Here is a 12384-nt window from a genome sequence, read left to right as displayed (position 1 = left end):
GGCGTCAGCGCTCGCGCGCGAGCGGCGGGTCGGCCGGGTGCGGGGCCATCGGCAGCAGCGACGACAGCCGCTCCTCGCACAGCTCGACCAGCCGGTCGTAACCCTCCTTGCCCATCAGCTCGGTCAGCTCCGGGCGGTAGGACACGTACACCGGCTCGCCCGCGCCGTGCGCCGAGGTCGCCGAGGTGCACCACCAGTGCAGGTCGTGGCCGCCCGGACCCCAGCCCCGGCGGTCGTACTCACCGATCGTCACCTGGAGGACCCGCGTGTCGTCGGGCCGGTCGATCCAGTTGTACGTCCGCCGCACCGGCAGCTGCCAGCACACGTCCGGCTTCGTCTCCAGGGGCTCCTTGCCCTCCCGCAGCGCCAGGATGTGCAGCGAGCAGCCCGCGCCCGCGGCGAACCCCGGCCGGTTCTGGAAGATGCAGGAGCCCTCCCAGCGGCGCGTCTGGCGTTCGCCGTCCTCGTCGACGCCGACCCAGCCGGTCTCCGTGCCGACGTCGTGGAACTGCCACAGCTCCGGTGTGAGCCGCGCCACGTTCTCCGCGACGCGCTTCTCGTCGTCCTCGTCGGAGAAGTGCGCACCGAGCGTGCAGCATCCGTCGTCCGCGCGGCCCGCCTGGATGCCCTGGCAGCCGCTGCCGAAGATGCAGGTCCACCGGGAGGTCAGCCAGGTCAGATCGCACCGGAAGACCTGCTCGTCGTCGGCGGGATCGGGGAACTCCACCCAGGCCCGCGCGAAGTCGATGCCCTTCTCGTCGGACGGGTCCGACCCCGCGGCCTGAGATCCAGTCGCCTCCCGGTCCGTCTTCTGCTTCTTCGTGGCTTTGCCCGGCTTCGCCTTTTTCGTCTTTGGCACGCGCCCAGAGTAAGTCCGACCGGCCGCCGACGGGCGGCGTCCCGGCCGGGCCCGGCGCATCCGCGGCGAAGAGGTCCGCCGGGCCCGGCGCATCCGCGGCGAAGAGGTTGGCCGCGTCCGCGCCGAAACCGCCCCTCCCCGACGCCCGCCCCGCCCGCCTCCACCGTCACGCGCCGCCTCCGGCCACCCTCCCGCGACCGCGCGCCCGCCCTGCTCCTTCTGCCACCCCCGGCCGCCGGTCGGCCCGGATCGGGGGCGCAGTAGCGTTCCGGTATGAGACTCGGAGTCCTCGACGTGGGTTCGAACACGGTTCATCTGCTGGTGGTCGACGCCCATCCCGGCGCGCGTCCGCTGCCCGCGCACTCGCACAAGGCGGAACTCCGTCTGGCCGAACTCCTCGACCCGGACGGAGCCGTCGGCCAGCACGGCGTGGACCGGCTCGTCGCGACGATCGCCGGCGCGGTCCAGGCCGCCGAGGACAAGGGGTGCGAGGACGTGCTCGCCTTCGCGACCTCCGCGGTGCGCGAAGCCACCAACGCGGACGTCGTCCTGGAACGCGTACGGGTCGGGACCGGCGTCGACCTCGCCGTGCTCAGCGGCGAGGAGGAGGCGCGCCTCACCTTCCTCGCGGCCCGGCGCTGGTTCGGCTGGTCGGCCGGGAAGCTGCTGGTCCTGGACATCGGCGGCGGCTCCCTGGAGATCGCGGCCGGCATCGACGAGGAGCCGGACACGGCGGTGTCGCTGCCGCTGGGCGCGGGCCGTCTCACCGCCGCCTGGCTGCCGGGCGGCCTCGCCTCCCCCGAACAGGTACGGGCGTTGCGCCGGCATGTGCGGGCCGGCATTGCGCGGACGGTCGGCGAGTTCGCCCGGGCCGGCCGCCCCGACCACGTGGTCGCCACCTCCAAGACGTTCAAGCAGCTCGCCAGGATCGCGGGCGCGGCCCGCTCCACCGAGGGGCTGTACGTCCAGCGCTCCCTCACGCGCAAGGCGCTGGAGGACTGGGTGCCCAAGCTCGCGGCGATGACCGTCGAGGAGCGTGGCCGGCTGCCCGGCGTGTCCGAGGGCCGGGCCGCCCAGCTGCTCGCCGGGGCGCTCGTGGCCGAGGGGGCGATGGACCTGTTCGGCGTGGAGGAGCTGGAGATCTGCCCGTGGGCGCTGCGCGAGGGCGTCATCCTGCGCCGCCTCGACCACCTCCCGGCGGAGCAGGCGGCCCTGGAGGGGTGAGACCTCCCTCCGGAGCGGGCAGCCCCGGAGGGGTGAGCGGCGTCCATGGCCCTTCTCACTTTCGGCCGGGAGCCCTCGGCGCTGCGCACCGCTGCCCGTAGGCTGTCCCAGTGGCAGAACCCGTGGTGCGCATTCCCGATGCGAAGGTCGCCCTGTCTACGGCCTCGGTCTATCCCGAGTCCACCGCGACGGCCTTCGAGATCGCCGCGCGCCTGGGGTACGACGGCGTCGAGGTCATGGTCTGGACCGACCCCGTCAGCCAGGACATCGACGCGCTGCGCCGCCTCTCGGACTACCACCGGGTGCCGATACTCGCGGTGCACGCCCCCTGCCTCCTGATCACCCAGCGGGTCTGGTCCACCGACCCGTGGGTGAAGCTCCAGCGGGCCAGGGCCGCCGCCGAGAAGCTCGGCGCGTCCACCGTCGTCGTCCACCCGCCCTTCCGGTGGCAGCGCAACTACGCCCGGGACTTCGTGTCCGGGATCTGGCGGATGGCGGGCGAGACGGACGTGCGGTTCGCCGTGGAGAACATGTACCCGTGGCGCTACCGGGACCGCGAGATGCTCGCGTACGCCCCGGACTGGGACGTCACCAACGACGACTACCGGCACTTCACGGTCGACCTCTCGCACACCGCGACCGCCCGCACCGACGGGCTCGCCATGGTGGAGCGGATGGGCGACCGGCTGGCCCACGTCCACCTCGCCGACGGCCGGGGGTCGGCCAAGGACGAGCACCTGGTGCCCGGCCGGGGCGACCAGCCGTGCGCCGAACTGCTGGAGCGCCTGGCCCGTACGTCCTTCGACGGCCACGTCGTCATCGAGGTCAACACCCGGCGCGCGATGTCCTCCGCCGAACGCGAGGCCGACCTCGCGGAGGCGCTGGCCTTCACCCGCCTCCACCTCGCCTCCGCCGCCCGGCCCTCCCCGGCCGCCCGGCCCTCCTCCGGCTCCCGGCCCTCCGCCTAGGGCCCCTGCCCTGTGACGGGCGAGGGCCGCGGCAGGGTCCGCCTCGTCCCGGCGTGCCCACCCAGCGAGCACGGCATCCCGCGATCCGGACAGCCTGTCCAGATCTTGGATTCGGGGCGTACGCTCGAAGACAGTCCTTTTCTGTCGAAGGAGCGATCCGCGATGCCGCACCTGAGGTCCCGCACAGTCACCCACGGCCGCAACATGGCGGGCGCCCGCGCCCTGATGCGCGCCTCGGGCGTAGCGAGCGAGGACATCGGCAAGCCGATCATCGCGGTGGCCAACTCGTTCACCGAGTTCGTGCCCGGCCACACGCACCTCGCCCCGGTCGGCCGGATCGTCTCCGAGGCCATCCAGGCGGCGGGCGCGGTGCCGCGCGAGTTCAACACGATCGCCGTCGACGACGGCATCGCGATGGGCCACGGCGGCATGCTCTACAGCCTGCCCTCGCGCGACCTGATCGCCGACTCCGTCGAGTACATGGTCGAGGCCCACTGCGCGGACGCGCTGATCTGCATCTCGAACTGCGACAAGATCACCCCCGGCATGCTGATGGCCGCCATGCGCCTCAACATCCCGACGGTCTTCGTCTCCGGCGGCCCGATGGAGGCCGGCAAGGCCACGCTGGTCGACGGCACCGTCCGCAAGCTCGACCTGATCAACGCGATCAGCGACGCGGTCGACGAGAACGTCTCCGACGAGGACATCCTGCGCATCGAGGAGAACGCCTGCCCCACCTGCGGCAGCTGTTCGGGCATGTTCACCGCCAACTCGATGAACTGCCTGACCGAGGTCCTCGGCCTCTCCCTCCCCGGCAACGGCTCCGTCCTCGCCACCCACACCGCCCGCAAGGCGCTGTACCAGGAGGCCGGCCGCACGGTCGTCGAGATCACCAAGCGCTACTACGAGCAGGACGACGAGACGGTCCTGCCCCGCTCCATCGGCACCCGCGCCGCGTTCGACAACGCCATGGCGCTGGACATCGCGATGGGCGGCTCCACCAACACGATCCTCCACCTCCTCGCCGCCGCCCAGGAGGCCGAGCTGGCGTACGGCCTGGACGACATCAACGAGGTCTCGCGCCGCGTCCCGTGCCTGTCCAAGGTCGCTCCGAACGTCGCCCCCGGCGGCACGTACTACATGGAGGACGTCCACCGGGCCGGCGGCATCCCCGCCCTCCTCGGTGAACTGCACCGCGGCGGCCTGCTCGACGAGAACGTCCACTCCGTGCACTCCGACACGCTCGCCGAGTGGCTCAAGACCTGGGACGTGCGCGGCGGCTCCCCGTCCCCCGAGGCCGTCGAGCTGTGGCACGCCGCCCCCGGCTGCGTCCGCTCCGCCACCGCCTTCTCGCAGTCCGAGCGCTGGGACACCCTCGACCTGGACGCGGCGGGCGGCTGCATCCGCGACGTCGAGCACGCCTACTCCAAGGACGGCGGCCTCGCCGTCCTCAAGGGCAACCTCGCCGTGGACGGCTGCGTCGTGAAGACGGCCGGCGTCGACGAGTCGATCTGGACCTTCGAGGGCCCGGCCGTCGTCTGCGAATCGCAGGAGGAGGCCGTCGACAAGATCCTCCGCAAGGAGATCAAGGAGGGCGACGTCGTCGTCATCCGCTACGAGGGCCCGCGCGGCGGCCCCGGTATGCAGGAGATGCTCTACCCCACCTCCTTCCTCAAGGGCCGGGGCCTGGGCAAGGCCTGCGCCCTGGTCACCGACGGCCGCTTCTCCGGCGGCACCTCCGGCCTCTCCATCGGCCACGCCTCGCCCGAGGCGGCGGCCGGCGGCACGATCGCACTCGTCCAGGACGGCGACCGCATCCGGATCGACATCCCCGGCCGCTCCATCGAGCTGCTGGTCGACGACGCCGAACTGACCGCCCGCCGCGAGGCCCTGAACGGCGTGTACGCGCCCAAGGCCCGCGAACGCAAGGTCTCCGCCTCCCTGCGCGCGTACGCGGCGATGGCGACCAGCGCGGACCGGGGCGCGGTCCGCGACGTCTCCCAGCTCGGCTGACGGCGACGGCAGGGCCCGGCCGCCACCAACCGGGCGGGCTCTGCCGCCACCAACCGGGCGGGCTCTGCCGCCACCAACCGGGCTCTGCCGTCACCAACCGGGCTTTGCCTACCCGGCCGTCACGAGCCGGGCTCTGCCTATCCGGCCGTCACGAGCCGGGCCCCTCGCCTTCCGGCCCGCCCGTCACCAGCCGGCCGGGTCCTCGCCGTCCACCGCGAAGACCGACCCGTCGGGAGCCGTGCCCACGACCGCCCGCCCCGCCGTCACGGGAGCGGGCAGCCGCGAGGCGTAGGCGAGCTTCCCGCCGGTCAGCCGCGCACGGGTCTGCCCCAGCAGCGCCCCGCGCTCCGTGTCCACCGCCAGCAGCCGGCCGTCCGCGGCGGAGAAGTACAGCCGCCCGCCCTCGCCCAGCACCGGCGCCGAGGCCCGCCCGACGCCGGTCTCCAGCCGCCACAGCTCCGCCTTCCCGCCGCCCGCCGCCGTGTCGACGCCGAGCAGCGAACCGCCCCGGCCCAGCAGATACGCCGCGTCCTCGGCCACGGCCACCTGCGGCTCGTCCATCCGGAAGGGCAGCGCGATCCGGCTGACCGCCCGGGTCGCCGGGGCGTACCGGACGAGGGCGAAGATCCGCGAGTCCGCGTCCATCGAGGTCAGCACCAGCTCCCCGGCCCCGGCCGTGCCGACCGGGGTCAGCATCCCGTCCAGCCGCCGCTGCCAGGCCGTCCGGCCGCTCGACGCCTCCACGGCGGTGACCAGCGTGGACGAACCGGTGGGCGAGTGCTCGAAGGCGTAGGCCAGCCGCGCGTCCCCGTCGTAGAGGGCGAAGTCGGGCCGCCCGTGCCCGGGGACCGCGCGCTTCCAGCGCGCCGCGCCGCTCGCGCCGTCCAGCGCCGTCACCGTGCCGCCGTCCGCGACGGCGAGCAGGACGTCGCCCGCCGGGAACACGCCGTCGGGGCCCGCCGGGAGCCCGGTGTCCCGCACCACCGTGCCCCGTACCGGGTCGAACGCGCGCAGCTTCCCGTCCGGGCCCGCGCCCAGCACCACCGTGCCCGAGACGACGGGGGCTGCGGCGGTCCCGGACGAGGTGTTCCGGTCCGTCCACAGCACGCGCCCGTCCGCCGGGTCGATCCGCGCCGTGCCGGTCCCGGCCGCCGCGCAGTACAGCGCCGAGCCGGCCCCCGCCGAGGCGCAGACCGGCGTCCCGCCGCCCGACCCGCGCAGACCGGTGCTCCACGGCGGGAAACCCCCGGGCCGCTCGGGCTCCGCGCCCGTACCGCCCGCCCCGGCCCGCTTGCCGCCCGGCGCACCGCCCCACGCGGCGAACGCCCCCGCGCCCGCCGCCAGCACGAGCACCGCCGCCGCCACGACCAGCCGCCCGCGCCGGGCCCCGGCCCGCGGGCGCGCGACGTCCGGCGATCCCTGCCGCTCCACCGCCGCGACGGCCGCCGGGCGGCGCGGGGCCGGCAGGAACGCGTCGGCCGCGTACGACGGCGGCAGCAGCGCCGCCATCACCTCGTCCGGCGTCGGCCGCTCCCCGGGGTCCTTCGCCAGGCACCGGGCCACCAGCGGAGCCAGGTCCTCCGGCACTCCGCCCAGATCCGGCTCGTCGTGCACCACCTGGTACGCCACGACGTACGGGCTGTCCGAGTCGAACGGACCCCGGCCCGTAGCCGCGTGGACGAGCACCGCCCCCAGCGCGAACACGTCTGCGGCCGGCCCGACCTCGCGCGGACGCTGGAACTGCTCGGGGGCCATATAGGGCGGCGAGCCGATCAGCTTGCCCGTCTCGGTGCGCAGATCACTGTCGTACGGGCGCGAGATGCCGAAGTCGATCACCTTCGGGCCCGCGTCGGTGAGCAGCACGTTGCTCGGCTTCAGATCCCGGTGGATCACCCCGGCCCGGTGGATGTCCCGCAGCGCCTCGGCCAGCCCCGTGGTCAGCCTGCGCAGCTCGGCGGGGGCCATCGGCCCGTTCCGCTTCACCTGCTCGGCGAGCGTCGGCCCGGGGACGTAGAGGGTGGCCATCCACGGCCGCACGGCCTCCGGGTCCGCGTCGACGACCGGCGCGGTGAACGCCCCGCTCACCCGCCGGGCCGCCGCCACCTCCTGCCGGAACCGGGCCCTGAACTCGCTGTCCGCCGCGTGCGGCGCGTGCACGACCTTGACCGCGAGCTGCATCCCCGAGGCGGAGCGCGCCAGATGGACGGTGCCCATGCCGCCGGAGCCGAGGCGGGCCTCAAGGCGGTAGGCGCCGGCGTACTCCGGAAACTCCGCTTCCGGATACGTCCCGGCCCCTCGCAGCGGCGGCATCGCCCACCCCCGTGTGTCCGTGCGCAAGCGCGACGCACGGAGCCTAGTCGATGGTGCGTACGAGAGGCACGGGGCTTGTTAGCCTGCGCGTCGTACGCGCCCGCGTACACGGATTTCGTACGGGGGAGGCGCTCATGGGCGTTGACGGGCACACCGCGGAGCCACCGGCCGGCACGCCGCCGGGGCGGGACGGAGCGGACGCCCCGGCGATCGCCGGGGCGCCGTCGGCCAAGGGCGCCACGTACCCGATCGCCCCGGGATACCGGGTCAACGTCCGCACGGGCCCCGGCACCGCCTACCGGATCGTGCGGACCCTGCCGTACGGGCAGCGGATCCCGGTCTACTGCCAGAAGCCGGGGGAGCGCGTCGCCGGCCCCTACGGCACGTCGAACCTCTGGGACAACATCGCCAACGGCCAGTTCGTCGCGGACGCCTATGTCGACACGGGCAGCGACGGCTACATCGCCCCGCGCTGCGACTGACCGGCCCGACGCGCCCCGGGAATACTCGACGTGCGCCGGGAACAGCTCGACGCGCCCCGGGGACACTCGCCGCGCCCCGGGGATAATCGACTCCGTGAGCGAGAACAGCGGAGCACCCGCAGACCTGTCCCCGGACCCGTCCCCCGGAGCGAACACCGCCGGGAGCACGCCCACGACGCCCGGCCCGCAGCCCGAGCCGATCCGCTTCTTCGGCACGACCTGGGTCGCGCGCGACGGCGGCTACGGGCTGCGCCGCGTCGCCGCGGCGGCCGGCTCGCTCGCCGCGGCCGTGGCCGCCTGCTTCGTGCTGCGCTTCGCCTACCAGGGCCTGGAGATCGCCGACGTCGGCGGATTCGTCGGGCTGCTGGTCATCGTGATGTTCGCCGTGTGCAGCGCCATCGCCTTCCGCAGGACCTGGGAGGGGTTCGGCGCGCGCCCGGCGGACCCGGCCCGCGAGGACTCCCTGCGCGGCCTCACGTCGATCGGGTTCATCGGCTCGCTGCTCGCGTACTTCGTCCGCTCGCTCCAGGAGGCCCCGGGCGAGAAGCTGCGCCGCACCGAGTACGAGACCGCCCGCGCCCAGTACGAGAAGCGTCGCGCCACCCGTACCGGCAACCCGGCCGCCCGCAAGGGCCCCAAGCGCTCCAGGCGCTCCTGACCCCGGACGGGGGCCGGGAGCCCGGCATGTTCGCCACGACGCCCACCAGGAGAAGCGCCCCGTGACCTCACCCGACCGCCGGCCGCTCGACCGCCGGCCGCTCGACCGGGAGCCGTCCCCACGACGGCCGGCCGACCGCCGGGCGCCCGCGCGGCCCGCCGCCGCGCCCCGCGCCCTCTCCTTCGACCGGGCCGCCGCCGAGTACGCCGCCGCGCGCCCCGGCTACCCGCCGGCCCTGCTCGACGCGGTCCAGGAACTGTCCGGCCGCCCCCTGCACGGGGCGCGCGCGATCGACGTCGGCGCGGGCACCGGCATCGCCACCCGGCTCCTCGACGCCCGCGGGGCCCGCGTCCTCGCCGTCGAACCGGGCCCCGGCATGGCGGCCGAACTGCGTCGCGGCCTCCCGCACGTCCCGGTCGTCCGCGGCGACGGCAACCGCCTCCCGCTCGCCTCCGCCTCCGCCGACCTGATCACCTACGCGCAGTCCTGGCACTGGACGGACCCGGAACGCTCGCTGCCCGAGGCGTACCGCGTGCTGCGCCCCGGCGGCGCGCTGGCCCTGTGGTGGAACGTCTTCGACCACTCCCTCGACTGGATCGCGGAGCAGGGCGCCCGGCTCCACAACCGCCTGGGCACGTCCGCGCACGGCGCGCACGGCGCGCCCGTCCGGGCCGGCGCGCAGCTGGGCGCACTGCCCGGGCCGTGGGCCGACGCCTTCGTCCACAGGCTGCTGCCGTGGTCGCGCCGGATCGGGATCGACGACCACCTGGCCAACCTGGCCACCCACTCCGTGTTCCTGGCCGGCGAGTCCGCGGGCGGCGCGGGAGAGGAGCGGGCCCGCGCCATCCTCGCCGAGGAACGCGCGTGGCTGCTGGCCGCCTTCCCGGACGGCACGGTCGAGGAGCGTTACGTGGTGGAGTTGAGCGTCGCCGTCCGCTGACCGTCCTCCCCGGGCGGCCCGCCCCCGGCGGCGGCCTGCCGCGCCTCGCGCAGGGCCGTCCACCCCGCCAGTTCTGCGGCGCAGGCGTGGTCGGTGTGGCGCAGCCCGCTCAGGTCCAGCTCGACCGGGCGGTCGGCCGGCAGCGCGTCCAGCGCGTCCAGCAGTTTCGGCAGCCGCAGGAAGGTCGCGTTCCCCGTCACCCGTACGAGCAGCCTGCCCCCGCGCGCCCGGGACGGGTCGCCCTCCGTCACCTCCACCTGGACGTGGCTCACGTCCCACGCGGTCTTCGCGACGGCCAGCAGCAGCCCCGCCAGCACCCCTTCGAACAGGCTCGTCGCGACCACCGTCACCGCCGTGGCCACCAGGACCACCGCCTCACCCCGGTGCCCGCGCCACAGCCGGGCCAGCGCCCGCAGCGGAACGAGCTTGAAGCCCGCGTGCACCAGCACACCGGCCAGCGCCGCCACCGGAATCACCTCGAGCGCGCCGGGCAGCGCGACCACGAAGAGCAGCAGCCACACCCCGTGCAGCACCCGGGACGCCTTGGTCCGGGCCCCCGCGCCGACGTTGGCCGCGCTGCGCACGATCACGGCGGTCATCGGCAGGGCGCCCAGCGCCCCGCACACCGTGTTGCCCGCGCCCTGGGCGATCAGCTCCTTGTCGTAGTCCGTACGCCTGCCCGCGTGCATCCGGTCCACGGCCGCCGCGCTGAACAGCGACTCCGCCGAGGCGATCAGCGCGAACGCCAGAACCGTGCCGACGAACCCCAGGTCGACGAAGAGCGCCCAGTCCTCGCCACCCGGCGGCCGTACGGCGTCGAGCAGCCCGCTCACCCGGACCCGGGCCACCGGCAGCGCGAACAGGGCCGTCGCGCCGGCCGCCAGCCCGACCGCCACCAGCGGCGCGGGCAGCACCCGCGCCGCCCGCCGCCACCTCGGCCACAGGACCAGCACCGCGACCGTCCCCGCCCCCACCGCGAGGGCCTGCGCCGACACGTCCGCACCGGTCAGCAGCCCGCCCAGCCCGGCGAGCTTCCCGGCTATCGCGGCGGGCATGTCCGCCCCGGCGAGCACGTACACCTGACCGGCCATCAGGACGAGCCCGATACCGGCGAGCATGCCCTGCACCACGGCCACCGAGACGGCCCGGAACCACCGTCCGAGCCGCAGCACGCCCAGCGCGACCTGGACCGCCCCGGCGCCCAGCACGAGAACCCCGAGGGCGTCGGCCCCGTACCGCTGGACGGCCTCGAAGACGAGCACGGTGAGCCCGGCGGCGGGCCCGCTGACCTGGAGGCTGCTGCCCGGCAGGGTCCCGACGAGCACTCCGCCGACGATGCCGGTGATCAGCCCCAGTTCGGCCGGTACGCCGGAGGCGACGGCCACACCCACGCAGAGCGGGAGCGCGACCAGGAAGACGACGAGGGAGGCGGCGATATCGGCGCGGTACGCCGAGAACGCCGGGAGGAACGAGGACGACGTCGGAAACACGGGGAAGCCACGCACGAGAGGGACACCTCCGGCACCGCGGGGACAGTGAAAATCATTGTCCTTTGGCGGAACCGGCCATGGGCGGCGATCCGGCCCCCGGTTGGCGGACGCGGAAGCACGGAGGAGCGGAATACCTGGAACGTTCCCTTCCGTTCACGCCCGTCGTCCCACCGCGCCCCCGCACTCCCCGCCCTCTTGACGGGGTGGAACGCCGCCGTACGGCACGAGGACCCCGATGCGAGGATGGCGGGAAGAAGACGGCCCGCAACAGAACCCCAGATCCCGAGCACCGCCCGGAGGGTGAACGCATGACCCAGACAGTCGCAGTCCTCGGCACCGGCAAGATCGGCGAGGCGCTCCTCAGCGGCATGATCCGGGGGGGCTGGCGCCCGGCCCACCTCCTGGTGACCACCCGCCGCGGCGACCGGGCCCGGGAACTGCGCACCCGGTACGGGGTCGAGTCCGTCACCAACGCCGAGGCCGCCAAGAACGCCGACATCCTCATCCTCGCGGTCAAGCCGCAGGACATGGGCACGCTCCTGGACGAACTGGCGCCGCACGTCACCGCCGAACGCCTGGTGATCAGCGCCGCCGCCGGCATCACGACCGCGTTCATCGAGGAACGGCTCGCCGAGCGCACCCCGGTGGTCCGGGTCATGCCCAACACCCCGGTCCTCGTCGACGAGGGCATGTCCGTCATCTCGGCGGGCGGCCACGCCACCGCCGCCCACCTCGCCACCGCGGAGGAGATCTTCGGCGGCGTCGGCAAGACCCTGCGCGTCCCGGAGTCGCAGCAGGACGCGGCCACGGCCCTCTCCGGCTCGGGACCGGCCTACTTCTACTTCCTCGTGGAGGCGATGACCGACGCGGGCATCCTGCTCGGCCTGCCGCGAGCCCAGGCCCACGACCTCATCGTCCAGGCCGCCGTGGGCGCGTCCGTGATGCTCCGGGACAGCGGGGAGCACCCGGTCAAGCTCCGGGAGGCCGTCACCAGCCCGGCCGGCACGACCATCAGCGCCATCCGCGAACTGGAGAACCACGGCGTACGGGCCGCCCTCATCGCGGCCCTGGAAGCGGCCCGCGACCGCAGCCGCGAGCTGGCCTCCGGCAACGGCTGACCGGCCGCTCACGTCCGGCCCCGGGTGGCGCCGGGGCCGAGGTTGACACTCCCCGGGCAGATCCGTAGTGTGCTCCGAGTTGTCCGACGTGAGCGCCGACCCCGGTCGGTCCCCGGACAGCCATTCCGCAGTAACCATGACAAGCCCGCGACCTGGTGTCGCATGCTTTTTCGTGCGCATTCGCGAAATGAGGAATCCGCGTTCGAACGGACGCGCCCCGATTAGCGTCGGGGCCCAGGATTCCGCTAAAGTCTCACTCGTCGGAACGGCCCAACGGCCGGGATGACAAGCCCCGCTGACTGGGAATCAGGCCCGAAGGGAT

Annotated in this window: 10 protein-coding genes; 7 read left to right on the top strand and 3 right to left on the bottom strand. The window is 74.4% G+C overall.

All coding sequences use genetic code 11. From position 1 onward, the window contains the following. Nucleotides 1–4 precede the first annotated feature (4 nt). Nucleotides 5–859 (bottom strand): hypothetical protein, encoded by an 855-nt coding sequence (locus EES43_RS12265; RefSeq protein ID WP_124268766.1) that lies wholly within the window; start codon nt 857–859, stop codon nt 5–7. 273 nt (nt 860–1132) lie between these two features. Here EES43_RS12265 and EES43_RS12260 point away from each other — a divergent pair, with 273 nt between their 5' ends. From EES43_RS12260 to ilvD, 3 genes are all read left to right on the top strand, one after another. Beyond that, nucleotides 1133–2083 (top strand): Ppx/GppA family phosphatase, encoded by a 951-nt coding sequence (locus tag EES43_RS12260; RefSeq protein ID WP_124268765.1) that lies wholly within the window; start codon nt 1133–1135, stop codon nt 2081–2083. A 122-nt stretch (nt 2084–2205) separates the two neighbouring features. Beyond that, entirely contained in the window at nt 2206–3051 is an 846-nt protein-coding gene (locus tag EES43_RS12255; protein WP_206430182.1) for a sugar phosphate isomerase/epimerase family protein, read from the top strand. A gap of 162 nt (nt 3052–3213) precedes the next feature. Then, a complete protein-coding gene (ilvD, locus tag EES43_RS12250) occupies nt 3214–5064 on the top strand; it encodes a dihydroxy-acid dehydratase (protein WP_124268763.1) in 1851 nt (616 codons plus the stop codon). 183 nt (nt 5065–5247) lie between these two features. Here ilvD and EES43_RS12245 read toward each other — a convergent pair whose 3' ends face one another. Beyond that, entirely contained in the window at nt 5248–7374 is a 2127-nt protein-coding gene (locus EES43_RS12245) for a protein kinase domain-containing protein (protein WP_124271937.1), read from the bottom strand. Between the two features lie 134 nt (nt 7375–7508). Between EES43_RS12245 and EES43_RS12240 the strand changes: the two genes are divergently transcribed. From EES43_RS12240 to EES43_RS12230, 3 genes are all read left to right on the top strand, one after another. Further along, nucleotides 7509–7856, top strand: a complete 348-nt coding sequence (locus EES43_RS12240) for an SH3 domain-containing protein (RefSeq protein ID WP_124268762.1) — start codon at nt 7509–7511, stop codon at nt 7854–7856. A 124-nt stretch (nt 7857–7980) separates the two neighbouring features. Beyond that, nucleotides 7981–8514: a hypothetical protein gene (locus EES43_RS12235; RefSeq protein WP_124271936.1), complete on the top strand. Its 534-nt coding sequence runs from the start codon at nt 7981–7983 to the stop codon at nt 8512–8514. A 61-nt stretch (nt 8515–8575) separates the two neighbouring features. Beyond that, complete coding sequence (locus EES43_RS12230) at nt 8576–9454, top strand: class I SAM-dependent methyltransferase (RefSeq protein ID WP_124268761.1); 879 nt, start codon at nt 8576–8578, stop codon at nt 9452–9454. Here the strand turns inward: EES43_RS12230 and EES43_RS12225 are convergent. Next, nucleotides 9421–10959, bottom strand: a complete 1539-nt coding sequence (locus tag EES43_RS12225) for a SulP family inorganic anion transporter (RefSeq protein WP_241192390.1) — start codon at nt 10957–10959, stop codon at nt 9421–9423. The two genes, EES43_RS12230 and EES43_RS12225, sit on opposite strands and share 34 nt — an antisense overlap. A 293-nt stretch (nt 10960–11252) precedes the next feature. Between EES43_RS12225 and proC the strand changes: the two genes are divergently transcribed. After that, nucleotides 11253–12062, top strand: a complete 810-nt coding sequence (proC, locus tag EES43_RS12220) for a pyrroline-5-carboxylate reductase (RefSeq protein ID WP_124268760.1) — start codon at nt 11253–11255, stop codon at nt 12060–12062. Nucleotides 12063–12384: the final 322 nt, after the last annotated feature.

The sequence above is a fragment of the Streptomyces sp. ADI96-02 genome (genome assembly GCF_003846185.1).
GTDB lineage: Bacteria > Actinomycetota > Actinomycetes > Streptomycetales > Streptomycetaceae > Streptomyces.
The sequence above is the reverse complement of the archived record's forward strand: the minus strand, read 5'-3'. Positions and strand labels throughout refer to the sequence as shown.